The following is a 24,911-nucleotide window of genomic DNA, read 5'->3' on the forward strand; positions in this document are numbered from 1 at the left end:
GGACATGACGGAAATTGCGGGCCTGGTGCTGCCCTTCTTCGGGCTGATCTTTCTCGGCTATCTCACTGCTCGCCTTGTCGATCATCCCGGCGAGGCGATGGGTTGGCTGAACACGTTCATCGTCTATCTCGCCTTGCCCGCGCTGTTCTTCAAGCTGGTCTCGCGCACACCCGTCGAAGAGCTGACGCGCGCAGAGTTTATCTTGACCAGTGTGGGGGCGACCTATGTGGTCTTTGCCCTGATCTTCTCGGTCGGCCTGTTTCTACGGCGCAACACCGTCGCGGAGGCGACGATCCAGGGATTTGCTGCCGCCTATGGCAATATCGGCTATATGGGACCGGGCCTGGCGCTGCTTGCGCTCGGTGAAGCCGCGGCCGTTCCGGTTGCCCTGATCTTCTGCTTCGAGAACGCGGCGCACTTTACTGTTGCACCGGCAATGATGGCGACGACGGGCGGCCGGAAAGAGCGGCCCGCCGTCCTCGTGCTCGGCATTGTGCGAAGGATCGCGCTGCATCCCTTCATTCTGTCGACATTGGCCGGTGTCGTCGCGGCGTTCCTTGCCGTACAGCCACCAGTGCCGGTTCAGCGGCTGATCGACTATCTGGCGCAGGCGGCTGCTCCGTGCGCGCTGTTTGCCATGGGCGTTACCCTGGCGCTCAGGCCGATCAAGCGGATCCCGGTCGAAATCGGCTACATCGTTCCGATGAAGCTCATTCTTCACCCGATCATGATGTATGTCGCGCTCAGCCTCGGCGGTGGGTATGATCCCGTCTGGGTGCAGACGGCAGTGCTGCTCGCATCGCTGCCGACCGCGACGAACGTCTTCGTGATCGCGCATCAGTATCACGTCTGGCAGGAGCGCGCCTCGGCGACAATCCTCATCACGACGCTGCTTTCGGTCGCGACCGTGACCGGCTTGCTTTTTCTGATCCGGTCAGGCGCTCTTCCGGCTGATCTTTTCCCGTAGGCTCTCCTTGATCGCGTGAATGGCGCTGCCAGGATGAATGCCTTCGCGCATCAGCAGCCCGCGAAGCGGACCGGCGGAGGAGAGCAGGTGCAGGCCGACGGCACGCAGCGCCTGAACCGGAAGAAATCCGGAGAGCAGCGAACGATTGAGAAGGTCGACGCTTGCAGTTCTGCTGACAATATCGATCCGCCTGCGGCTGTCGAACCGATCGCCGGTATTGGCCGGCAATTTACCGCCGGTTGCCGGTCCCACGAGTTCTACGAGCGTCATGACATCGCGCAGGCTCAAGTTGAGGCCCTGGGCGCCGATCGGCGGAAAGGCATGGGCCGCTTCGCCAACCAGCATCGTGCGCCTGTTGCCGAAACGGCGGGCCGTCATGCCCGAGAGCGGGAAGGATTGCGGGATGCCTGCTGCTGTAACCTTGCCGAGTATCGATTGCAGCCGATCCTCGATCGTCTGCGAAAGCACGTCCGGCGCGAGCATCAGCGTCTCTTCCGCATCGCGTGGTTTCTGCACCCAGACGAGGCTCGAACGGTTGCCGGGAAGCGGAACCTGCGTGAACGGACCGGCTTCTGTATGGAACTCGGTCGATACGTCCTGGTGCGGGAGCTCATGGCTAAAATTCAGCACGACAGCCGTTTGCGGATAGGACCATGTGTGCACGGAGATGCCCGCCGCCTCGCGCACGACAGAGCGCCGGCCATCGGCGCCGATGATCAGGTCAGCAGTGATCGCCCTCCCGTCGTCGAGCCCGATCCGGACCTGCTCTTCTTCGAAGTCGAAGGTTGTGGCGGCCACCGTTATACGATCGAGCGTCGGCAGGCCGGCTTCGTGCTTCTCCAGAATTTCGAGGAAGGGCGCATTTGGAATATTGTAGCCGAAGGCGTCCAATCCCACTTCCGACGCCCGGAAATTGACCGGCGGAGCACGCAGCAGCCGCTTTGTGCCATCAATGATATGAATCGCGACGAGCGGCGCCGTCAGCGGCACGGTCTCGTTCCAGAGATCGAGCTTCTTGAGGTATTCGATCGACTGGTCCATGAGCGCGGTCGTGCGCCCGTCGGCGATCGCGGGCTTCGGGCCGATCAGCGCGACCCGATGGCCGTTCCGCGCCAGCGCGATCGCGGCGAGCGAACCCGCGAGGCCCGCTCCGATGATGACGATGTCATAGTGATCCATAGTCGACGCATTCCCCGCGCAATCTTTTCCTGCAGCCATTCAAAGCGCTTCAGCGATCTTTGCGCGTCCGACTGGACGCTCGGCGCTGTAAAGTCGCGGTAGTCGTTCTACTCGCATAGCTCATTGAAATAAATGGGCGGAATCAGCGCGGAAGCAAGCGCCGCATGTCCACAGGACAATTCCATCGCGATAATTTTGCAGTTGAATTTTGCTGGCGATGCATTGCAAACGGTGCATATTACGGCCAAAGCGCCGGCGATGTGGTCGAGGTGTGGCTTCTTGGTCGCGCAAAAGCCGGGATGTAGGGGATAGGCGGCGTCGCCCATGAAGTTCTTTAACTACAGAAGAGTTCCCTATGCGGAAATAAGGGCCTTCTCCGTACACATTCTGACGGCCTCCGGTTCGTTCCTGGCTTTCCTTGGGGTCGTGGCGGCCGCTGAACATCGCTTCGTGGACATGTTCTGGTGGCTCGGACTCGCCCTGCTCGTTGACGGCATCGACGGACCGATTGCGCGCAAGGTGCAGGTCAAGGAAGTGCTGCCCAACTGGTCGGGCGACACACTCGACAACGTCATCGACTATGTGACTTACGTCTTGCTGCCCGCATTTGCGCTCTATCAAAGCGGTATGATCGGCGAGCCGTGGTCGTTCGTGGCAGCCGGCGCCATCGTTGTGTCGAGCGCGATCTATTATGCCGACATGGGCATGAAGACCGACGAATACTTCTTTTCCGGGTTCCCGGTCGTCTGGAACATGATCGTCTTCACGCTCTTCGTCATCCAGGCGAGCGAAGTGACGGCGTCGATCGTGGTTTTCCTTTCCGTCGTGCTGACGTTCCTGCCGATCAATTTTCTCCATCCCGTGCGCGTCAAAAGGCTAAGGCCGCTCAACCTCGGCGTTTTCCTGGCCTGGTCCGTGCTCGGCATGTATGCTCTGCTTCTGCATTTCGAGACACCCGATTGGGTGGCTATTGGCGTCGTGGTGACCGGGCTCTATCTCTACGTCATCGGTTTTGTTCTGCAGATTTTTCCTAATCTCGGCCGCGCGTAGGAGTTGACCATGGCACAGGCGATCGTTGTTCGCGAACTCGGTGGACCCGAGGTCCTGAAGATGGAAGGGGTGACGCTATCGCCGCCCGGGCCTGGCGAGGTCCAGATCCGACAAGTGGCGGTCGGCCTCAACTTCATCGACGTCTATTTCCGCACCGGCCTCTACAAGTCGGCAACGGGCTTGCCGTTCATTCCGGGCAAGGAGGGGGCAGGCATCGTCACCGCCGTTGGCGATGGAGTGAGCCTGTTCTCGATCGGCGACCGCGTTGCCTACGCGTCGGCCGATGGCGCCTATGCAAGCGAGCGCAACGTCGAGGCATCGCAATTGGTAAAGGTTCCCGACGGGATAAGCCTGGAAACGGCGGCCGCGATGATGCTCAAGGGCATGACCGCCCAATATCTGCTCAACCAGACCTTCAAGGTCGGCCCGGAAACGACATTGCTCTTCCACGCGGCAGCCGGCGGCGTTGGCCTGATCGCCGGGCAGTGGGCGAAAGCGCTGGGCGCGACCGTGATCGGCACGGCCGGCTCGCAGGAGAAGATCGATCTGGCGCTCGCGCACGGCTACGACCACGTCATCGACTACCGGACTGACAATTTCGTCGCGCGCGTCAAGGAGCTGACGGGCGGTCGTGGCGTCGACGTCGTTTACGATTCGGTCGGCCGCGATACCTACCCGGCCTCGCTCGACTGCTTGAAGCCGCGCGGGCTCTGGGTCAGCTTCGGCAATTCGTCCGGGCCGGTCGACGCGTTCAGCATCGGTATCCTGGCGCAGAAGGGCTCGCTCTTTGCAACACGCCCGACGCTCTTCAGTTATGTCTCGACGAGAGCGGCATTGGAGGCGTGCGCAAATTCCCTGTTTGATGTTGTGCAAAGCAACAAAGTGCGTATCAATATCAACCAGACCTATCCGCTCGCCGAGGCCGGCCGGGCGCATACGGATCTGGAAACAAGAAAAACGAGTGGAACGACGTTGTTGATTCCGTGACCGAAACCCTGAAGGTGGGCGGGGATCAATAGAGGGGAAAAGAGGGCAGCGTGCCTGGTAAGGGACAAACTGCGAGCGGTCCGTTGTTGGCCGTGAGCAACCTGACGAAATTGTTCGGCTCGTTCGCAGCCTGCAACGCGATCAATCTGCAGATAGAGCCGGGAGAAATCCACGCCTTGCTTGGCGAGAACGGGGCGGGCAAGTCGACCCTGGTGAAAATGCTGTTCGGCGTGCTCGCGCCCACGGCCGGCGAGATCGCGTGGCAGGGCGAACCGGTGCGCATCGGCAGCCCCGGTGATGCGCGCAAGCTCGGCATCGGCATGGTTTTCCAGCATTTTTCCTTGTTCGAGGCGCTGACCGTCGCCGAGAACATCGCACTTTCGATGGATCGGAACGTCTCCCTTGCCCGCGTCGCCGACGAAGCGTCGCGGCTTTCGCGTGCCTATGGTTTGCCTCTCGACCCAAAAGCGCATGTCGCGGATCTTTCTGTCGGCGAGCGCCAGCGCATCGAGATCGTGCGTGCGCTCTTGCAGAATCCGCAGTTGATCATTTTAGACGAGCCGACGTCGGTGCTGACGCCGCAGGAGGCCGACCGCCTGTTCGAGACACTGCAAAAGCTGAAGGCGGAAGGCCGCTCGGTCCTCTATATCAGCCATCGCCTCGAGGAGGTTCAGCGCATCTGCGACCGGGCGACGGTGCTTAGGCACGGCAAGGTGACGGGGAACTGCGATCCGCGTCGGGAAACGCCAGCCTCGCTCGCCCGCATGATGGTTGGCAGCGACGTGGCTGTCGTCACCGCGGAAGGAACCAATACGAAAGGCGACGTGCAGCTTGAGGCGCGCCATCTTTCCGTTGCGGCACGCACGCCCTTTGCAGTTGCCCTGAAGAATATATGTCTCAAGGTCCGGTCAGGCGAAGTCCTCGCCATTGCCGGTGTGGCGGGCAACGGCCAGAGCGAACTCTTCGACGCCTTGTCGGGTGAGTATCCGGTTGCGGACGACAACGCGGTGCAGATCCGACAGAGGCCCGTTGGAACAAGGAATATCAACGCGCGACGCCTGATGGGCGCCGGCTTCGTTCCGGAGGAGCGGCACGGGCACGCGGCCGTCGCAGCGCTGCCCCTGTCGGACAATCTGGTCCTCGCACGCAATCAATCGGACAAGCGGGCGTTTCTCGGTGGTGGCTTCCTCAGAATCATTCGCCAGAATGCGGTGAAGGCTGCGACGAGGCGGATTTCCGAGGCGATGGATGTTCGCAAGAGCGGCGAGGACCCGCCGGCAGGATCGCTCTCGGGCGGCAATCTGCAAAAGTTCATCGTCGGCCGCGAACTTGACCGGCAGCCGGCGGTGCTCGTCGTCAACCAGCCGACCTGGGGCGTCGACGCGGGGGCGGCCAGCCGCATCCGCCAGGCGCTCGTCGATCTCGCCAAGGCAGGTTCCGCTGTGCTCGTTATCAGCCAGGACCTGGACGAGATATTTGAGGTGGCGACCGAGATCGCGGTGATCAGCGAGGGGCGCCTTTCCGATCCCTATCCGGCGCGCGAACTTTCGCGCGAGAAGATCGGTCTCCTGATGGGCGGCATACACGGCGAAACCGGAGCCGCAGGAGCTGCGCATGCGCATTGAACTCGAAAAGCGGGCGAAGATTTCGACCCTGTTATCAATTCTCTCGCCGTTCATCGCCTTCGCGCTGACCATCGTCTTCGGTGGCCTCATGTTCGCGCTGCTCGGCAAGAACCCGGTGACGGCGCTCTACAGCTTCTTCGTGGAACCGTTGATCGAAGTCTGGTCGCTGCACGAGCTGGCGATCAAGGCCGCACCGCTGATCCTGATTGGCGTTGGTCTCTCCGTCTGCTTCCGTTCCAACAACTGGAACATCGGTGCCGAAGGCCAATTCATCATGGGGGCGATCGCGGGATCGATCCTGCCTGTCGTCTTCTACGACTGGCAATCGCCGATGGTGCTGCCGCTGATGCTGCTGCTCGGCATGCTTGGCGGTGCGCTTTTCGCGGCGATACCGGCCTTCCTGAAGGCACATATGAACACCAACGAGATCCTGACGAGCCTGATGCTGGTCTATGTGGCTCAGCTGTTTCTCGATTGGCTCGTTCGTGGACCCTGGCGCAACCCACAGGGCATGAATTTTCCGGAAACCAGAACGTTCGGGCCCGATGCGATCCTTCCCGAAATGCTGGCTTCGGGGCGGACGCATTGGGGCTTCGCCTTCGCTATCATTGCCGCGGTTCTGGTCTGGTTCATGATGCGTTATACGCTGCGAGGATTCGAGATCACTGTGCTTGGCCAATCCGCGCGGGCAGGGCGCTTTGCTGGCTTTTCGTCGCGCAAGATGATCTGTTTTTCGATGCTGTTCTCGGGAGCGCTGGCTGGCCTTGCCGGCATTGCGGAAGTCAGCGGCGCCATCCAGCAATTGCGGCCGGTGATCTCGCCCGGCTACGGCTTCACGGCAATCATCGTCGCCTTCCTCGGTCGCCTCAATCCGCTCGGCATCATCGCCGCCGGCCTCGTCCTGGCGTTGACCTATCTCGGCGGCGAGGCAGCTCAGCTTTCGATCGGCGTATCGGAAAAGGTCACGCGCGTCTTTCAGGGTCTGCTGCTGTTCTTCGTGCTCTCGTGCGACACGCTCATTCATTACCGCATCCGGCTGGTTTGGCAGAGGCTCGCGGCAATTAAGACGGATGAGGCGCATTGATGGGTATCGTTGCAGCAATCCTCTTGAGCGTAATCACTGCGGCGACGCCGCTTGTGCTTGCGGCCATTGGCGAGCTCGTCGCCGAGCGATCGGGCGTCCTCAATCTCGGCGTCGAGGGCATGATGATCATGGGCGCGGTTTGCGCATTTGCCGCCACGCAGCTTACGGGCTCCCCATATCTGGGAGCTCTCGCCGGTACGGCTGCCGGGATGCTGTTTTCTCTTTTCTTTGGTTTCCTGACGCTGACGCTTGTCGCCAATCAGGTTGCGACGGGCCTCGCGCTGACGCTGCTCGGTCTCGGCGTGTCCGGCATGCTCGGCGAGAGTTTCCTCGGAATGCAGGGCATCAAGCTGCAGCCGATCGTGATCCCGGTCCTTTCGGAAATTCCGTTTATTGGTCCGCTGCTCTTCAGGCAGGACGCGATCTTCTACGCGTCGGTCGCGATCGTCGCGGGCGTTCACTGGTTCCTATTCAGGAGCCGCGCGGGGCTGAAGCTGCGCGCCGTGGGTGACAGCCATGCCTCAGCCCATGCCCTTGGGGTTGATGTCATTCGCACCCGATACCTGGCTGTCTTGTTTGGCGGCGCCTGTGCCGGTCTCGCCGGCGCACAGCTCTCGCTGGTCTATACGCCGCAATGGGTGGAAAACATGTCGGCCGGCCGTGGCTGGATCGCGCTTGCCCTCGTGGTCTTCGCGTCCTGGCGCCCCTGGCGCGTCGTCGCCGGCGGATATCTGTTCGGGGCGGTCTCCATCAGCCAGCTTCACGCGCAGGCTTTCGGCATCGGCATTCCTTCGCAATTCCTTTCTTCTCTTCCCTATGTTGCGACAGTTGTCGTACTTATCCTCATCTCACACAACCGGCGCATGACCCTGATCAACACGCCGGCATCGCTCGGCAAGCCGTTTGTGCCGGACCGGTGAACAACAACAAGCCAGACGGACGTACTCAACCGACAGAGGTAAAAATGAAAAAACTACTGCTCGCCCTCGCAACAACAACTGCCGTGCTCGGCTTTACATCCGCAGCAAGTGCCCAGGAAAAGGCCAAGATCTGCTTTGTCTACGTGGGCTCGAGAACCGATGGTGGCTGGACCCAGGCGCATGACCTTGGCCGTCAGCAGCTCGAGAAGGAGCTCGGCGACAAGATCGAGACGCAGTTCCTCGAAAACGTGCCCGAAGGCCCTGACGCTGAACGCGCGATCGAACGCCTGGCGCGCTCCGGCTGCGGCCTGATCTTCACGACGTCCTTCGGATTCATGGAGGCGACGGTCAAGGTCGCGCCGAAGTTCCCGGACGTGAAATTCGAGCACGCAACAGGTTACAAGACGCTTCCGAACGTCGCGACGTACAACAGCCGCTTCTATGAAGGCCGCTACATCCAGGGCCAGATTGCCGCCAAGATGTCCGAGAAGGGCGTTGCCGGCTACATCGCGTCCTTCCCGATTCCCGAAGTGGTGATGGGCATCAACTCCTTCGTGATCGGCGCCCGCTCGATCAATCCGGATTTCAAGATCAAGGTAATCTGGGCGAACACCTGGTTCGACCCCGGCAAGGAGGCTGATGCCGCGAAGGCACTGATCGACCAGGGCGTTGATATCCTGACACAGCACACCGACACGACCGCGCCGATGCAGGTTGCCGCCGAACGCGGCATCAAGGCCTTCGGTCAGGCCTCCGACATGATCGCCGCAGGCCCGAACACGCAGCTCACCGCCATCGTAGACACTTGGGGCAACTATTACGTGAAGCGCACCAAAGCCTTCCTCGACGGCAAGTGGGAAACCGCTTCGAGCTGGGATGGCCTCAAGGACGGCATCCTGACCATGGCCCCTTACACCAATATGCCGGATGACGTGAAGGCGATGGCCGAGGCAACCGAGGCCAAGATCAAGTCCGGCGAACTGAAGCCGTTCACCGGACCGCTCAACAAGCAGGACGGCAGTGCCTGGCTGAAGGCGGGCGAAAGCTCGGATGACGCGACGCTGCTCGGCATGAACTTCTACGTTGAAGGCGTCGACGACAAGCTGCCGCAATAGGCGGCCAAGCCTGTTTCAAGCGGTAACGTCATCGATTTTCAGGACCTGGCAAACCCCGCGTGGCCACGCGGGGTTTGCCAATTTGGACGGTCGTCGTCAGGTGCGACAAACCGACCTTCGCAATCGTGTCAGTCCGACTTTGAGGAATCGCTTATTAGAACTAGAGTTGAGTTATTTTCGCGCCGTGGATGAAGATGGCGGTGAACGCCACCCACCGATTGACCAGCGCGCGGCCTCCGCGGAGGTATTCTTGGGAGGGGGAACGGGTTGAGCAAGAGCCTGTTTGAAACAGTGATATCCGGTGCGCCGAAGCGCACCAGCCATGCGCAAGTGGTGGACCAGCTCGGGAAAGCGATCGTTTCAGGGGAGTTCCCGGTCGGCAGCATTCTTCCGGGCGACCCGGAACTGGCGGCTCGCTTCAGGGTCTCAAGGACCGTCCTGCGCGAAGCAATGAAAACCTTGGCGGCCAAGGGGCTTGTGGTGCCGCGCGCGCGCATCGGCACGCGTGTGAGGCCGAGAAATGACTGGAACCTCTTCGACAGCGATATCCTGACCTGGCATTTTGTATCCGGCGTCGATGACGAGTTCCTCTATCACCTGAGCGAAGTGCGGCTTGCGTTTGAGCCGCATGCAGCGGCGCTGGCGGCGCGAAACGCGACCGATGCGGAGATCGCTGGCATGATGCGCCTTGCGGTTGCCATGGGCGACGCGAATCACACCGCCGAAAGTCTCGCCGTTGCCGACCTCAAGTTCCATCTTTCCGTACTGGACGCTTCTGGAAACCCCTTCCTGCGCACGGTCGGTAGCTTGATTGAGGCGGCGCTTGTTGGCGTATTCAAGTTGAGCTCACCCACCGCTGAAAAAAGCGGTATCGATGAGGTGGCCCGCAATCACATTCGAATCGTCGAAGAGATTGGCAGAAGGAATGAGGCGGGCGCGCGTTCCGCGATGGAACACGTCATCAAGGTCGGGCGCGATCGCATTCGACAGGCGCTGCATGCGGATACCGTATGAGCCGACCATCGCTCGCCACGAAATTGTAGCGTGACCTTGCCCGATCTCCGCGCGTAGCCTATCTGGGAAACGGTCGTTCCGTTTGGTTCGGCCTTGCATCAACGGCGACCTGGAGACCATGTCCGAGATTTTCGTAATTTTCGCTTTGCTTTTGATCAACGCTTTCTTTGCGCTCTCGGAAATGGCAATCGTCTCGGCAAGCAAGCCACTGCTTCGCCAAATGGTCAAACAGGGGAATCGACGGGCGGAGGCCGCACTGAAGCTGGCCGAGGATCCCGGAAAGTTCCTGTCCACCGTGCAGGTCGGCATCACCCTTGTCGGCATCCTGGCGGGTGCCTATGGCGGTGCAACGATCGCCGCCAAGATAGCGCCGGTCTTCGATGAGGTGGCATGGATCAGCCCCTACGGCCACACTGTGTCCGTCGGGCTGGTGGTGACACTCATCACCTTCCTGTCGGTCGTCATCGGCGAGCTCATTCCGAAACAGCTTGCGCTCAGGAATTCCGAGGCGCTTGCGATGTTTGTGGCAACGCCGATGACGGTGCTCTCCCGCATCGTGGCGCCAGTCGTCTATCTTTTCGAAACATCGGCTGCAGTCTTTATGCGCCTGTTCGGCATGCGCCCGGACGATCCGGATCACGTGACGGAAGAGGAAGTTCAGGCGATCATGGCGGAGGGCGTCGAAAGCGGCGCGATCGAAAAGTCCGAGCATGAAATGCTGCGCCGGATCATTCGGCTTGGCGATCGCAACGTGAAGTCAATCATGACACACCGGACGGAGATGCGCTTCATCGATGCCAATGACGATCTCGAAGCCGTCCGGCGCAAGGTTCGGGAGTTCGGTCACTCCCGCTATCCCGTCGTGGACGGTCCCACAGGCGATGTTCTCGGCGCGATTCTCGCCAAGGAGGTTCTGAACATCCCGGCGAACGGCTCATTCAATCTGCGTGCCCACGTTCGCGAAATCCTGACCCTGCCGGAGACGGCCTCGTGCCTGAAGGCGCTCGATGCATTCAAGACAACAAGCATCGACATGGCGATGATCGTTGACGAATACGGCAGCACGGAAGGCATCATCACGACGGCTGACATCCTGGAAGCGATCGTCGGCGTGCTGCCGTCGAACTACGACGATATCGAACATGCGCTGATCCGGATACGCGAAGACGGCAGCTATATGGTCGACGGGCGCACGCCTATAGACGAGATTCATCTGGCAATCGGCATCGAAGGCATCGATGCGGACGGCAATTTCGAAACGATCGCGGGTTTTCTCGTTCAGCAGTTGCGCAAGACGCCGGAGGAAGGCGACATCGCCGAGGCGCACGGTTACCGCTTCGAGGTTGTCGATATGGACGGACGCCGGATCGACAAGATTCTTGTGTCCCGCTGCATCGACGACGCAGCCTGAGGCGGAGCACATCGCCAAAAAGCAAAAGGCCGGGCGATACCCGACCTTTCCCTCAAACTGTCTTGGCGCCTGCTAGAGCGTTTCAGGTTTTGACAGAAGCATATCCGGCGTTGGCGAAGTAGTTGCTGCATTCGTCGGGCTGGAGTGAGGGGACAAGGCTGCCGAGGTATTTCCATGTCTCCTCGACGGTTCGCTTCTGAGCCGCCCGCATCCAGTGTTTGATTTTGGCGAAGGCCTGCTCGATCGGATTGAGATCGGGCGAGTATGGCGGGAGATACCAGAGCCGCGCGCCGGCGGCTCGGATCATCTGCCGGATGGCCGCCGACTTGTGCGAGCCGAGATTGTCCATGATGACGATGTCGCCGGGTTCGAGCACGGGCACGAGCTGTTGTTCGACATAGGCGCGGAAACACCGACCGTTGATCGGTCCGTCGAAGACGCAAGGCGCTGCCAGCCGGTCGTGGCGCAAAGCGCCGACAAAGGTCAGCGTGCGCCAGTGGCCGTGCGGGGCAAAGCCGCGCAGGCGCTTGCCTCGTGGCCCCCAGCCATAGAGCGGCGCCATGTTGGTCTTGATCCAGGTTTCGTCAATGAACACCAGCCGTCTCGGATCGAGACCGGACTGCCAGGAGCGCCAGCGTTGCCGCCGGCGGGCAATATCGGCACGGGCCTGCTCAAGGGCGAACAGCGTTTTTTTTAAACCGCAACCCCTCGCGGCGCAGGAACCGCCAGACCGTATCGTGCGACACCTTCACCCCACGCGCCGCCAGCTCTTCCTTCAGCCTGTGCAGCGACAAATGCGGCGTCTGGTTGATCCGCTCCGCGATGAACGCACGGTGCGGCTCCAGCACATGCTTGCGGTGGCCGCCCATCTTGCCGGGCGCCACGGACCCGTTCGAACGATAGCGCTGAGACCACTTCACCGCCGACGATACGGCAATGCCGAAACGAGCCGCCACCGATCGGCAGCTTTCCCCCGCCGAAATGGCGCCAACAACACGTTCACGAAGATCGTTCGAAAGAGGTCGCGTCATCGGATGCTGGCCTCCGCTCCAGCCAGCATCTTGAATCACAAAACGGACTAAAACGGAATCCCCTCCGATTCAGTCAAAACCGGAACCGCTCTAGTCCATCCGTAGTCAGCCGCCGCGACCGATGATTGAGTGACTACCTTACTATAGGCCTTGCATGTCTGCCGTATGACAAAGCAGCGGAAATGGCTCGAGAACGCGACTGTCCGGACTACAGCGCCGCGCGTCCAATCCGCACGCGCAAAGGTCCCTGTAGCACTTTGAATTGCTCCATGATTTTGTCCTTAAATCGACTCCGATTTAGGAGCCATGCAGTAGCTGCGCGTGTTTAGCGCAACCGCAGGACGTTGCATGGATCGCCGTTCGAAGCGGCCTCGGCGTGCGGTGCGCGAACGATGAGCCCGTCGGATTGCGCAAATATATTCATCATCGAGGAATCCTGACGCGCGAACGGATGGGCGGCGAGCGAGCCGTCGGGCTCGACTGTCAGCCGCGCGCGGACATAATCCTGGCGGCGATCGTTGGCAGGCAAGGGGGTCGCAAGCCGCGCCGTCGTCATCCGCGAACGAGGCGGTAGATGCGCCAGGTGCCGCGTCAGCGGTTCGAGGAACAGCAGTGCGCACACGAGGCTCGAGACAGGATTTCCCGGTAACCCTAGGACGGTCATGCCGGCGAGTCCGCCAACCATCAGCGGTTTGCCCGGACGCATGGCGATGCGCCAGAAATCCAGCACCATGCCGCACGACAGAAGAGTCGATTGAACAAGGTCATGATCGCCGACAGAGGCTCCGCCGAGCGTCACCAGGACGTCCGCTCCGGCCTCTTGTGCCTTGGCGACAGCGGCCGATATCGCCGCTTCATCGTCCGGCACGATGCCAAGATCAAGGACTTCGCCGCCGTTCTCGCGTGCAATAGCGGCCACGCCATAGGTATTCGATGCGATGATCTGGTCAGCACCTGGGGAACTTCCCGGTGGCAATAACTCGTCCCCGGTGGCGATGATCGCAATCTTCGGTCGTTCGAACACCGGCAGGCTTTCATGGCTCATGCCCGCGGCGAGCGTCAGTCTTCCGGCGTCGAGCACACTGCCTGCGGCAAGCGCGATCTCGCCTTTCTCAAAATCCTGCCCCGCAAGCCGGATATGACGACCCTTTGCCAGGGCGAACAACGTGCGGATTTTTCCGCCCGAAACCTTTTCGGTGTCCTCCTGGATGATGACGGTGTCCGCTCCGGCGGGCAGGGGCGCGCCGGTAAAGATACGAACGGCTTCACCGGCGCGAACCTCTCCCCGGAAACCATGCCCCGCGGCCGACTGGCCGATCACGACGAGTTGCGCGCCGATCTCGACGATATCGTCGTGGCGGACCGCATAGCCGTCCATCGCCGAATTGTCGAAGGCGGGATGCGTGACCCGTGCGACGATATCCTCGGCCAGCACCCGGCCGAAGCAATCGTGCAGGGCGAGCCTTTCTGTCCGACGGTGCGGGCGAGCTTTGTCAATGACCCTGGCGAGTGCATCCTCGACCGAAAGCAGCGACATTAGCGGTTATCTCCCTGGCGCCGGTAGTCGCCGGAACGCCCACCCGACTTGCTGACCAGCCGAACGCCGCCGATCTCCATTTCGCGATCCGCAGCCTTCGCCATGTCGTATATCGTCAGGCAGGCGATGCTGACGGCGGTCAGGGCTTCCATCTCGACGCCCGTCCGCCCCGTCAGCTTTGCCATCGCCTCGACGCGAAGCCCCGGCAGCGCGTCGTCCGGCACGATATCGACCGAGACCTTCGTCAGCATCAGCGGATGGCACAGCGGAATGAGATTGGACGTCTGTTTTGCGGCCATGATCCCGGCAAGCCGTGCGGTGCCGATCACGTCGCCTTTCTTGGCATTGCCCTTAATCAGCGCGAGCGTTTCGGGACGCATTCGCACAAAGCCTTCGGCGACGGCGACGCGTACGGTCTCGGTCTTGTCGCCGACGTCGACCATGTTGGCTTCGCCGGCGCTGTCGATGTGGGTGAGGGACGGGCCGCTCATTACTCTGCCGCCAATACGCTTCCGGAGCCCGTCAGCAGCGCCCGCGTCGCTGCCTCGACATCATCCTTTCTCATCAGGCTCTCGCCAACGAGGAAGGTAGAGATGCCGCGTCTTTCCAAGCGCCGGCAGTCTTCATGGGTAAATATGCCGCTTTCACTGACGAGCAGCCGGTCCGGTGGAATCATCGCCGCCAGTTGTTCGGACACGGCGAGGTCAACTTCGAATGTCCTCAGATTACGATTGTTGATGCCGACGAGGGGGGAAGTCAGCGTTAGCGCCCGTTCCATCTCCTGGGCGTCATGCACTTCGATGAGGACATCCATGCCGAGCGCAAGGGCCGATTCCTCAAGGCGACGCGCATCGTCGTCGCTCAATGACGCCATGATCAACAGGATGCAGTCGGCCCCCCAGGCTCGGGCTTCGAAGACCTGATACGGGTCGAACATGAAGTCCTTCCGCAATGCCGGAAGCGCACAAGCGGCTCGTGCCGCCGTCAGGAACTCCGGTGCGCCCTGGAAGCTCGGCGTGTCCGTCAAGACGGACAGGCAAGCTGCACCGCCGGTGGCATAGGCCTTGGCAAGCGCCGGGGGATCGAAGTCGGGACGGATCAGTCCTTTCGAAGGGCTTGCCTTCTTGATCTCGGCGATCAAGCCGAATCCGCCCTTCTCGCGACGCGAGGCGAGCGCAGCGTGGAAGCCCCGCGGCGGCGATTGATCTGCGATCCGCGCCTTCAGCTCCTCAAGCGAAACGCTCGATTTCGCCAAGGCGATCTCTTCGCGCTTGTAGGCTTCGATTTTGCACAGGATATCCGTCATGGAGCTATCTTCTCCTCAAGCGGCATTGGAGACGCTGATCAGCCGCTGCAAGGCAGTCTTCGCCGCACCGCTCGAGAGCGACTGCCTGGCGAGCGCCATGCCTTCGGTGAGATCCTTGGCGCGCCCCGCTATCATCAATGAAGCAGCGGCGTTCGCAAGCGAAATGTCCCGGTAGGCATTCTCCGCACCATCGAGAACGGCTTGCAGCGCAACGGCATTGTGCGCTCCATCGCCGCCTTTCAGTGCATCGAGCGTGGCCGTCTGAAGGCCGAAATCGGCCGGGGTCAACTCGAAACTCGTGATCTTGCCGTCCTCAAGCGCGGCGACCTTGGTGACGCCGGTCGTCGTGATTTCGTCGAGCCCTTCGCCGTGAACCACCCAGACGTTCTCCGAGCCGAGATCGCGCAGGACCTCGGCCAGCGGGTTCACCCATTGCGGTGCGTAGACGCCGACGAGCTGTCGCTTCACACCGGCCGGATTCGAGAGCGGGCCGAGCAGATTGAAGATCGTTCTCGTACCCAGTTCGACCCGCGTCGGGCCGACGTGCCGCATCGCGGAATGGTGCTGTTGGGCGAACATGAAACCGACACCGGCCTCGCTGATGCAGCGGGCGATCGCTTCGGGTCCGATGTCGAGCTTGACGCCCAGGCAAGAGAGCGCGTCGGCCGTACCGGATTTCGAGCTCAGCGCCCGGTTGCCATGCTTGGCGACCGGGACGCCGGCGCCGGCGACGATCAGTGAAGCGAGCGTCGAGATGTTGTAGGTGCCGGCACCGTCACCGCCCGTGCCGACGATGTCGATCGCACCCTCAGGGGCCTCGACCGGCAGCATGCGTGCGCGCATTGCGCCAACTGCGCCGACGATCTCGTCGACGGTCTCGCCGCGCACCCGAAGCGCCATCAGGAAGCCGCCGATTTGCGAAGGCGTCGCAGCTCCCGACATGATGATCTCGAAGGCCGCCCGCGCATCTTCACGATTGAGTGCCTCGCGAGTTGCCACTTTCGCCACGAACGGCTTCAAATCAGTCATGAGTTCGTTCCCCTGTCCGCAGCTTTTTTGTCCATCAGCGTTGCGCCAATGCGGTTTCGGCGAGTGTCTGGTTGATCGCCACACCGTAGGCCGTCTGCAGTGTGGAGACCATCTGATCAAGGATGTCGTCTCCACTGGCGCGAGCGATGGCCTCGATTTGACGGCTGTCGTTGTCGAGGACGTTTGCGGGGTCGCTGTCGTCGACTGCCGTGACCTGAAGGAGGACCTGGCCTTCTCCGCCGATGCCCGGCGCGTTGGCAACATGTCCGTTGGCGCCGCCAAAGGCCGCCGCGACGGCAGCTGGGCTCAAGGCAGCATCCTCGGTCGAGCGGGTCAGGCCGGCTTTCGTTTCGACGACGAGGCCGAGTTCGCTCGCTATGTCGGCAAGCTTCGCGCCTTTTTCGACGCGCTGCTTGAGTTCGGCTGCCTTGGTGGCAAGCGCCGCCCGCTGTTGCTCGGCGGTCCAGTCTGCCGCTACCTCATCGCGAACCTCGTCCAGGGTGCGGTCACGGGCGGGAATGATCTCTTCGAGATCGAACCAGGCAGAGCCGTCACGGCCGATGTTGACGGAAAGCGTGTCGAGCCCCACTTCCGCCTTGAAGACTTCCTGGAGAAGCGTACGCGCCTCCGGAATCCCCTGAACCTCGTCGCCGTTTTGGTCCTTGCCGGTGGCGTCGATCGCGTCGATCGTGACAAGCTTCAGTTTCAGCTGATCGGCCACTTGTTTGACCGTTGCGCCGGCGGCGCGCTCGTCCTCGATGCGATCGTGAAGATTGATGACCTCTTCGCGCGCTGCAGAAAGCGCGATTTCCTTCCGCAGTTCCTCCTTCACCTCATCGAAGCTGCGTATGGTTTCCGGCTTGATGTTGGTTACCCGCAGGATAACCGGGCCGAACGCACCCTCCACAACCGGCGTAACACCACCCTCCGCCGGAACGGCAAAGGCGGCATCGGCGAGCTTCGCATCGGGCATGCGCTCCTTCGTGAATTCGCCGAGCAGAACGTCTGCAGCGGTCTTGCCCTCGGCCTTTACCAGATCGTCGAAGGAGGTGCCGGCTGAGAGCTTGGTTGCCGCAGCGTCTGCCGCCTCACGCGAAGGGAAGGCGAGCTGTTCGACGGTTCTCGTTGCCGCCGAGCGGAAGCTTTCCTTGCGCTTCTCATAGTCCGCGCGCAGCTCCTCTTCAGACACGGTCTCGGTCGCTACCAGATCTTCAGGCTCCAGCTTGATATAGCTGAACTTGCGATACTCTGGAGCGCGATAGTTCGCCTTGTGGCTTTCGAACCAGGGCGCAAGCACGTCGTCGCCCGGCGCCTTGACCGCATCGATATTCGCGTTCGAGAGCAGCAGATAGTCGATCGAGCGCTTTTCGTGGCGATATTTGCTGACGGCATCGGCCAGTACCTTGGGAGCGGTGTATCCGTCGGACAGCGCATCGACGATCTGCGACCGGACCGCAACCTGGCTGCGGTTGTTGATGTAGTCCTGCTCACTTAAGCCCGCGTTGCGCAATACGCTCGAAAACGTCAGCCGGTCGAACTGGCCGTTGACACTGTGGAACGCCGGGTCCTCGCCGATAAGCTTCGCAAGCCGATCCTCGGAGAGGCCGAGGTTCATATCCAGTGCGAGCTGATCGAGCGCAGCACCGGCGACCAGCTGAGAGTAAACCTGCGACTCGATGCCGAAGGCACGGGCCTGCTGGCGCGTCAGCGGCGTCCCGAGTTGCCTCGAAAGCAGGCTCAATTGGCGCTCATATGCGAGGCGAAAGTCGCTCGGAGAGACCTTGATATCGCCGACCGTCACCACCGCGTTGGGCGTGCTTGCCACCATCAACGTCTGACCGCCCCATACCATGAACGACATGACGAGAATGGCCATAAGGCCTTTGACGATCCATGTCTGGGAAGCTTTTCTGAGCGATTCGAGCATAGGGGCAGAAACCTTGTTGCAGTACGGTGGCGTCACGCCAAAAACGAATTCGTTCCTTAGAACAAACCAAACAGGAATTGAAGGGCGCTTCGCGGCAAATTGCGACACCTCCGTTCAGGCCGGAGGCATTCATTTCTTCCCGGCGATTTTTGCGGCGCACAGCGTTCGGCGATGGGCTCGCCTGTTCGGAAAATCACGGAGCCCAGCACGATCGGACGCGAACAACAAAGTCGATGTCGGATTCGTTAGCCGGCAATAGAAAACGATCTGCAAGATTGTCGGTTTCGAGCGCATATCGCGTCGAGACGAAACGGGAATCCTGTGCTCGATTATGAGGTAAACTACCCTGATTCCAGTGGCCGTTACGGGAACATGCCATGCAGTCAACGATCGTGATGGTCAATCTATTCGGTGCGGTGGCGCTACTCCTGTTCGGCCTGTCGCTCGTCAAGGATGGCGTCACGCGTGCATTCGGAGCGAGGCTGCGCACCGGTCTCGCACAGGGTACGAGCGGCGCGGTTCGTTCGTTTGTGACGGGGCTTATCGCGACGCTCGCATTGCAGAGTTCGACGGCCACGGCCTTGATGACCGCTTCCTTCGTGGAAAGGGGGCTGGTGCGCGCGCGAATGGCGCAGATCGTGCTTCTGGGTGCCAATGTCGGCACGGCGATGACAGCCTGGATCGTTGCGATCGGGATCGGGTGGCTGTCGCCGGCAATTATTCTGGCGGGCGTCGTTGTGCATCGGATGAGCCGGTCGAGCGCGCGTCAGGGCGGCGGCTTCGCCCTTGTCGGCATCGGTTTGATGCTGCTGTCGCTCGATCTGCTCTCCGCGGCAACGGAACCGATGCGGGAATCTCGCGCGCTCGCGGCATTTCTCGGCATGCTTGACAGCGCCTGGCCGGTTGCCCTGATCATCTCGGCGGGCCTGGCCTTTGCCTCCTCGTCGAGTCTGGCGATCGTGATGCTTGTGCTTTCCCTCTCTTCTGCCGGGGTGCTCTCCGCCGGACTGACCGTCGCATTGGTGCTGGGCGCCAATCTCGGGGGAGCGATTCCGCCGGTTATCGCTACCCTCGGTTCGGCACCTCCCGCGCGCCGCGTCACGCTCGGCAACCTCGTCGTGCGCGGCATGGGCTGCCTCATTGCTCTTCCGATCGCAGGGATTGGGGCGGAGTGGTTGCAACATCTGCCGTTGCCGCGACAGAATCTACCGGTCGACATCCATCTTGTCTTCAATCTCGTCGTCGCGACTGTCGCGTGGCCGTTCGCGGGTTTGCTCGCGCGCCTGATGAGCCGCTTCGTTCCCGACGAGGAAGCTGGCGAGACGGGGCCGCGATATCTCGATGAAGCGACGCTTGACACCCCTGTGATGGCGCTTTCCGGTGCAACGCGCGAAGTCTTGCGTGTCGGGGATTTGGTCGAGGCAATGCTGACGCGCGCATCGAACGCGTTCAACAACAACGATCTCGGTGAACTGTATGATATCGGCAAAATGGAAAAGCAGGTCGATCTCCTCCAGCAGGAGGTTAAGATATTCCTGTCCCGGCTCGGGCGCGATGGACTTGGCGCCGAGGACGGTCGCCGTTCGATAGTCATCATCGACTATGCGATCAATCTCGAGCACATGGGCGACATCATCGAAAAAGGCCTCTGCGAGCAGATCGATAAGAAAGTCACCAATGGATTGAAGTTTTCCGAAGACGGCTATCAGGAGCTGAAAAGCCTGTTCAACCTGACGATCGATAACCTGCGCATTGCCCAGACGATCTTTGTCAGCCGCAATGCGGACCTCGCTCGTCACCTGGTCGAGGTCAAGGTCGATGTCCGCCACATGGAAAAACGCTCGGCTGAGCGGCATCTCGAACGCCTTCGCGACGGCCTGCTTCAGAGCCTGCAGACGAGCTCTCTGCATCTCGACATGTTGAGGGACCTGAAGCGCATCAACGCTCACATAGCGTCCGTTGCCTATCCCATTCTCGAAGAAAGCGGCCTCTTGACGGAAAGCAGGCTGCGTCCTGAGGCTTGAGAGCTGGTCGGGCCGCCCCGTCAGGTTTAACCGGGGGTTACGCGACGTGATTTCGAGAATTATGCTTCTCGCAATATCTTGCCTATAAGAACACCGTCGAGTCAGGCGATAGGGCATCCGCCTGCGATAAGTACCAAGGAGAGATGAGAATGGAACGGACGTGCCTGGCGATCATCCTGGCGGCTGGCGAAAGCACGCGGATGAAATCGTCCGTATCGAAGGTGCTGCATCCGGTGGCGGGCAGGCCGATGATCGCCCACGTCGTCGACGCGCTCGCAAGCGCCTCGATCTCGGATGTCGCGCTCGTCGTTGGTCGCGATGCCGAGGCCGTTTCCGCCGCCGCCCATACCGCTGGCGTCACCGTCACCTCGTTCCTGCAAAAGGAGCGGCTCGGCACCGGCCACGCAGTGCTTGCGGCTCGCGAGGCAATTGCGAGGGGTTACGACGACATTCTGGTCGTCTTCGGCGATACCCCCCTTATCACGCCGGAGCCGCTCAAGGCGGCGCGTGAGGGGCTTGCTGAAGGCAACGACGTGGTCGTTATCGGGTTCGAGGCTGCCGATCCGACCGGCTACGGTCGCCTGATCGTCGAGGACGGTGTGCTGGTCGCGATCCGGGAGCATAAGGATGCATCCGAGGCCGAGCGTCGGATCACTTATTGCAATGGCGGGCTGATGGCGATCAACGGTCGCAAGGCCCTCGATCTTCTCGGCCGCATCGGCAATATGAACGTGAAAGGCGAATATTATCTCACCGATCTCGTTGAAATCGTTCGCGCCGTCGGGGGCAAGGCAGTCGCCGTCGAAGCGCCCGAGGAGGAACTGACCGGCTGCAACACAAGAGCGGAACTCGCCTATATCGAGCGTCTCTGGCAGCAGCGCCGGCGGCAGGAACTGATGCTCTCAGGCGTATCGATGATCGCGCCGGAAACGGTTTTCCTTTCCTGGGATACCGAACTCGCCCAGGATGTCCTGGTGGAGCCGAATGTCGTCTTCGGTCCTGGCGTCACCGTGGAGAGTGGGGCAATTATCCACGCCTTCTCGCATATCGAGGGCGCGGTTGTTCGCGCGGATGCGACTGTCGGACCGTTCGCACGCCTTCGTCCCGGCGCCGATCTCGGCCCGAAATCGAAGGTCGGCAATTTCTGCGAGGTGAAGAAGGCCGAAATCGGTGCAGGCGCCAAGGTCAACCATCTGACCTATATCGGCGACGCGTTCGTCGGCGCCGGATCGAACATTGGAGCGGGAACCATCACCTGCAACTATGACGGGGTCAACAAGCATGTGACCCGCATCGGCGAGAATGCCTTCGTCGGGTCGAACTCTTCGCTCGTGGCTCCGGTGTCGATCGGCGATGGCGCGCTTGTTGCATCCGGCAGCGTCATTACCGACGACGTTCCCGCCGACGCCGTCGCCTTCGGGCGCGCGCGCCAGGAAATCAAGCCGGGCAGGGCACCGATCCTGCGCGAACGCTACGAGACGGAGAAGGCCGCTAGGAAGAAGCCGAAGGCTGCCGAATAGGTCACGTTAAATACTGAAACTGAAAGTGAAATCGGACCGGATTGCCTCACGCGGCAATTTCGCTACGAAAGCCTGAAGGCGGCGAGGTCGTCTGCTTTGGGTAACAGTTGCGCCGGGACAGGCGTGAAGAGAACGCGGAGAGGGACATGTGCGGTATCGTTGGCATCGTCGGCAATCAGCCGGTATCGGAGCGATTGGTCGATGCGCTGAAGCGGCTCGAATATCGCGGTTATGATTCGGCGGGCGTTGCAACCATCGACGGGGGCCGGTTGAAGCGCCGCCGCGCCGAGGGGAAGCTCTTCAATCTCGAAGCGAAGCTGAAAGAGGAGCCATTGGCCGGCAGCATCGGCATCGCCCACACGCGCTGGGCGACGCATGGCGCGCCGACGGAGCGCAACGCACATCCCCATTTCACCGATGGCGTTGCCGTAGTCCACAACGGCATTATCGAGAACTTCGCCGAACTGAAGGATGAACTTGCTGCGTCGGGTGTCGAGTTCCGCACCGATACCGATACGGAAGTCGTGGCGCATCTCCTGGCGAAATACCATCGCGACGGCATGGGGCGGCGCGAAGCGATGCACGCGATGCTGAAGCGCGTGACCGGGGCCTATGCACTGGCAGTGCTCTTCGAGGATGATCCGTCGACGATCATGGCGGCGCGAAACGGGCCGCCGCTCGCGATCGGTCATGGCGACGGTGAAATGTTCCTGGGGTCGGATGCGATCGCCTTGGCGCCGTTCACCAATGAAATCACCTATCTGATCGATGGCGATTGGGCCGTTATCGGCAAGAGCGGCGCACACATCTTCGACGTTGACGGCAATGTCGTCACGCGGCCGCGTCAGATTTCGATGGCTGCGGCCTATTTGGTCGACAAGGGCAATCATCGCCATTTCATGGAGAAGGAAATCTACGAGCAGCCGGAGGTCATCTCTCACGCGCTCGGCCACTACATCAACTTCATCGAAAACCGCGTGACGGCTGTTTCCGATGCCATCGATTTCGCCAAGGTGCCGAGCCTTGCGCTTTCGGCCTGCGGCACCGCCTACCTCGCCGGGTTGATCGGAAAGTACTGGTTCGAGCGCTATGCGCGCTTGCCGGTTGAAATCGATGTCGCTTCAGAGTTCCGCTATCGCGAGATCCCGCTCTCGCCGCAATCGGCCGCTCTCTTCATTTCGCAGTCGGGCGAAACCGCCGATACGCTGGCATCGCTCAGGTACTGCAAGGAACACGGCCTGAAGATTGGTGCCGTCGTCAACACCCGCGAATCGACGATCGCGCGGGAATCCGACGCCGTCTTCCCCATCCTCGCCGGTCCGGAGATCGGCGTCGCATCGACCAAGGCCTTCACCTGCCAGCTCGCCGTGCTCGCCGCGCTTGCCGTCGGCGCCGGCCGGGCGCGTGGCACGGTCAGCGAGCAGGAAGAGCAGGCGCTGGTGAAAAGCCTTGCCGAGATGCCGCGTATCATGGGCCAGGTGTTGAACAGCATCCAGCCTAAAATCGAGCTTCTGTCGCGCGAACTGTCGAAGTGCCGTGACGTGCTCTATCTCGGCCGCGGCACCAGCTTCCCGCTGGCGATGGAAGGTGCGCTGAAGCTCAAGGAGATCTCCTACATCCACGCGGAAGGCTATGCGGCCGGCGAGCTGAAGCATGGGCCGATCGCGCTGATCGACGAAAACATGCCGGTCATCGTCATCGCGCCGCACGACCGCTTCTTCGACAAGACGGTCTCGAACATGCAGGAAGTTGCCGCTCGTGGCGGGCGCATCATTCTTATCACGGACGAGATGGGCGCTGCCGCGTCGAAGCTCGACACGATGCATACGATCGTGTTGCCGAACGTCGACGAGGTCATCGCGCCGATGATCTTCGCGTTGCCGATCCAGCTTCTTGCCTATCACACGGCCGTCTTCATGGGCACCGATGTCGATCAGCCGCGTAACCTGGCCAAGTCGGTAACCGTCGAATGATCATCCGGCCGGAGCGGAGCGACGATCATGAGGCGATCCGCGATGTGACCGCGGCCGCCTTTGCCGGTCATCCGCATAGCGACCAAACGGAACCGCTCATCATCGAGCGGCTGCGCGCCGCCGGCGCGCTTGCCCTGTCGCTTGTTGCGGAAGACGCGGGTGAAGTGATCGCTCACATCGCTTTTTCGCCGGTGACGATCACCCCCTCCGCCGCCGGGTGGTACGGGCTTGGTCCGGTTTCGGTGCGGCCGGATAGGCAAGGGCGCGGCGTGGGCAGTGCGCTCATCCGCCAAGGCCTTGATATGTTGCGGAAATCGGGTGCGGTGGGCTGCGTCGTCGTCGGCGAGCCGGAGTTATACCAAAAGTTCGGCTTTCGACATGAAAGCACTCTTGTTTTTCCGGGTTGTGCGCCGCAATATTTTCTAGTTCTGATCTTGTCGGAAACGACGGTTTCCGGCAATGTCGCGTATCATCCGGCCTTTGGGCCGATGTGAAGAATTGATGGCAACGGCATGACGGAAGGCTCCAAAAGCGGCATCATAGCGGCCCGGCTGCGCAACTATTTCCTTACCGGGCTCATCATCTGCGCACCCGTGGCAATCACGGTCTGGCTGGTTCGCTCCTTTATCGAATGGGCGGATAGCTGGGTGAAACCTTACCTGCCGAACTTTTATAATCCCGACACCTATTCGCCCGTTGCCATACCCGGTTTTGGCCTCCTCGTTGCTGTGATCGTCATAACACTCGTCGGGTTTATGACGGCGAATCTCGTAGGACGGTCGATCGTCGCTTTCGGCGAGTCGCTCCTCAACAGGACGCCACTTGTCCGCACGATCTACAAGTCGCTCAAGCAGATTTTCCAGACCGTTCTCCAGGAGCAGTCTTCGTCCTTCAAAAAGGCAGGGCTGATCGAGTATCCGAGCCCGGGCCTTTGGTCGCTGGTATTCATCGCGACCGACGTCAAGGGTGAAATCGCCGCGAAATTTGATGAGCGGGGCATGGACATGGTCACGGTTTTCCTTCCGCCCACGCCGATCCCGACGGCCGGGTTTCTGCTGTTCGTGCCGCGCGAGAAAATCATACCGCTTCAGATGAGTGCCGAGGACGCGGCCAAACTCCTCATTTCCGGCGGCCTAGTCGCGCCCGACTACAAGCCGCTCGCCAACGCGCCGCGACCGATCCCCCATCAGAAGAGCGCCTAGAACACGCCTT

General features: G+C 61.2%; 21 protein-coding genes. 14 read left to right on the top strand and 7 right to left on the bottom strand.

Annotation, left to right across the window (positions count from 1 at the left end; all coding sequences use genetic code 11):
* Positions 1-4: 4 nt before the first annotated feature.
* The gene (locus tag QA637_RS06185; protein WP_153443212.1) at positions 5-967 is read left to right on the top strand and encodes an AEC family transporter; all 963 of its coding nucleotides are present in this window, start codon (positions 5-7) and stop codon (positions 965-967) included.
* Here QA637_RS06185 and QA637_RS06190 read toward each other — a convergent pair.
* Positions 935-2,146: a UbiH/UbiF family hydroxylase gene (locus tag QA637_RS06190; RefSeq protein ID WP_283064297.1), complete on the bottom strand. Its 1,212-nt coding sequence runs from the start codon at positions 2,144-2,146 to the stop codon at positions 935-937. The genes QA637_RS06185 and QA637_RS06190 overlap by 33 nt on opposite strands.
* 324 nt (positions 2,147-2,470) lie before the next feature.
* On the opposite strand from QA637_RS06190, the gene pcsA reads away from it, so the two are divergent.
* From pcsA to QA637_RS06230, 8 genes are all read left to right on the top strand, one after another.
* Positions 2,471-3,196: a phosphatidylcholine synthase gene (pcsA, locus tag QA637_RS06195; protein WP_153443214.1), complete on the top strand. Its 726-nt coding sequence runs from the start codon at positions 2,471-2,473 to the stop codon at positions 3,194-3,196.
* Between the two features lie 9 nt (positions 3,197-3,205).
* On the top strand, positions 3,206-4,183 hold the full coding sequence (locus QA637_RS06200) for a quinone oxidoreductase family protein (RefSeq protein ID WP_153443215.1): 978 nt from the start codon (positions 3,206-3,208) through the stop codon (positions 4,181-4,183).
* A 50-nt stretch (positions 4,184-4,233) separates the two neighbouring features.
* Complete coding sequence (locus tag QA637_RS06205; RefSeq protein WP_184109038.1) at positions 4,234-5,808, top strand: ABC transporter ATP-binding protein; 1,575 nt, start codon at positions 4,234-4,236, stop codon at positions 5,806-5,808.
* Positions 5,798-6,892, top strand: a complete 1,095-nt coding sequence (locus tag QA637_RS06210; protein ID WP_283064299.1) for an ABC transporter permease — start codon at positions 5,798-5,800, stop codon at positions 6,890-6,892. Before QA637_RS06205 ends, QA637_RS06210 begins: the two co-directional genes overlap by 11 nt.
* Positions 6,892-7,812, top strand: coding sequence for an ABC transporter permease (locus QA637_RS06215; RefSeq protein ID WP_153443218.1), 921 nt, complete (start codon positions 6,892-6,894; stop codon positions 7,810-7,812). Before QA637_RS06210 ends, QA637_RS06215 begins: the two co-directional genes overlap by 1 nt.
* 44 nt (positions 7,813-7,856) lie before the next feature.
* Positions 7,857-8,927: a BMP family ABC transporter substrate-binding protein gene (locus QA637_RS06220; protein WP_283064300.1), complete on the top strand. Its 1,071-nt coding sequence runs from the start codon at positions 7,857-7,859 to the stop codon at positions 8,925-8,927.
* 267 nt (positions 8,928-9,194) lie between these two features.
* The gene (locus QA637_RS06225; RefSeq protein WP_153443220.1) at positions 9,195-9,941 is read left to right on the top strand and encodes a FadR/GntR family transcriptional regulator; all 747 of its coding nucleotides are present in this window, start codon (positions 9,195-9,197) and stop codon (positions 9,939-9,941) included.
* Positions 9,942-10,059: 118 nt separating this feature from the next.
* Positions 10,060-11,352: a hemolysin family protein gene (locus QA637_RS06230; protein WP_153443221.1), complete on the top strand. Its 1,293-nt coding sequence runs from the start codon at positions 10,060-10,062 to the stop codon at positions 11,350-11,352.
* Between the two features lie 82 nt (positions 11,353-11,434).
* Here the strand turns inward: QA637_RS06230 and QA637_RS06235 are convergent.
* The 6 genes from QA637_RS06235 to QA637_RS06260 all read right to left on the bottom strand — a co-directional run bounded on the left by QA637_RS06235 (position 11,435) and on the right by QA637_RS06260 (position 18,182).
* Positions 11,435-12,383 (bottom strand): IS630 family transposase gene (locus tag QA637_RS06235; RefSeq protein ID WP_153441515.1). Its coding sequence is split into 2 segments (ribosomal slippage): positions 11,435-12,046 and positions 12,048-12,383, totalling 948 coding nucleotides; the frame shifts between segments, so codons are not numbered across the junction.
* A 325-nt stretch (positions 12,384-12,708) separates the two neighbouring features.
* Positions 12,709-13,920 (bottom strand): molybdopterin molybdotransferase MoeA, encoded by a 1,212-nt coding sequence (locus QA637_RS06240; RefSeq protein ID WP_283064301.1) that lies wholly within the window; start codon positions 13,918-13,920, stop codon positions 12,709-12,711.
* On the bottom strand, positions 13,920-14,411 hold the full coding sequence (gene moaC, locus QA637_RS06245) for a cyclic pyranopterin monophosphate synthase MoaC (protein WP_153437476.1): 492 nt from the start codon (positions 14,409-14,411) through the stop codon (positions 13,920-13,922). Before moaC ends, QA637_RS06240 begins: the two co-directional genes overlap by 1 nt.
* Positions 14,411-15,226, bottom strand: coding sequence for an indole-3-glycerol phosphate synthase TrpC (gene trpC / locus QA637_RS06250; RefSeq protein WP_153437477.1), 816 nt, complete (start codon positions 15,224-15,226; stop codon positions 14,411-14,413). Before trpC ends, moaC begins: the two co-directional genes overlap by 1 nt.
* A gap of 15 nt (positions 15,227-15,241) precedes the next feature.
* A complete protein-coding gene (gene trpD, locus QA637_RS06255; protein ID WP_153437478.1) occupies positions 15,242-16,255 on the bottom strand; it encodes an anthranilate phosphoribosyltransferase in 1,014 nt (337 codons plus the stop codon).
* 34 nt (positions 16,256-16,289) lie between these two features.
* A complete protein-coding gene (locus tag QA637_RS06260) occupies positions 16,290-18,182 on the bottom strand; it encodes a peptidylprolyl isomerase (protein WP_153437479.1) in 1,893 nt (630 codons plus the stop codon).
* Positions 18,183-18,559: 377 nt separating this feature from the next.
* On the opposite strand from QA637_RS06260, the gene QA637_RS06265 reads away from it, so the two are divergent.
* The 5 genes from QA637_RS06265 to QA637_RS06285 all read left to right on the top strand — a co-directional run bounded on the left by QA637_RS06265 (position 18,560) and on the right by QA637_RS06285 (position 24,901).
* Complete coding sequence (locus QA637_RS06265; RefSeq protein WP_153437480.1) at positions 18,560-20,206, top strand: Na/Pi cotransporter family protein; 1,647 nt, start codon at positions 18,560-18,562, stop codon at positions 20,204-20,206.
* Positions 20,207-20,355: 149 nt separating this feature from the next.
* The gene (glmU, locus tag QA637_RS06270; protein ID WP_153437481.1) at positions 20,356-21,726 is read left to right on the top strand and encodes a bifunctional UDP-N-acetylglucosamine diphosphorylase/glucosamine-1-phosphate N-acetyltransferase GlmU; all 1,371 of its coding nucleotides are present in this window, start codon (positions 20,356-20,358) and stop codon (positions 21,724-21,726) included.
* A 146-nt stretch (positions 21,727-21,872) separates the two neighbouring features.
* Positions 21,873-23,699, top strand: coding sequence for a glutamine--fructose-6-phosphate transaminase (isomerizing) (glmS, locus tag QA637_RS06275; RefSeq protein WP_184109059.1), 1,827 nt, complete (start codon positions 21,873-21,875; stop codon positions 23,697-23,699).
* Entirely contained in the window at positions 23,696-24,193 is a 498-nt protein-coding gene (locus QA637_RS06280) for a GNAT family N-acetyltransferase (RefSeq protein ID WP_153439243.1), read from the top strand. Before glmS ends, QA637_RS06280 begins: the two co-directional genes overlap by 4 nt.
* 18 nt (positions 24,194-24,211) lie before the next feature.
* A complete protein-coding gene (locus QA637_RS06285) occupies positions 24,212-24,901 on the top strand; it encodes a DUF502 domain-containing protein (protein ID WP_153439245.1) in 690 nt (229 codons plus the stop codon).
* Positions 24,902-24,911 lie beyond the last annotated feature (10 nt).

The sequence above is a fragment of the Sinorhizobium terangae genome (genome assembly GCF_029714365.1).
Classification (GTDB): domain Bacteria; phylum Pseudomonadota; class Alphaproteobacteria; order Rhizobiales; family Rhizobiaceae; genus Sinorhizobium; species Sinorhizobium terangae.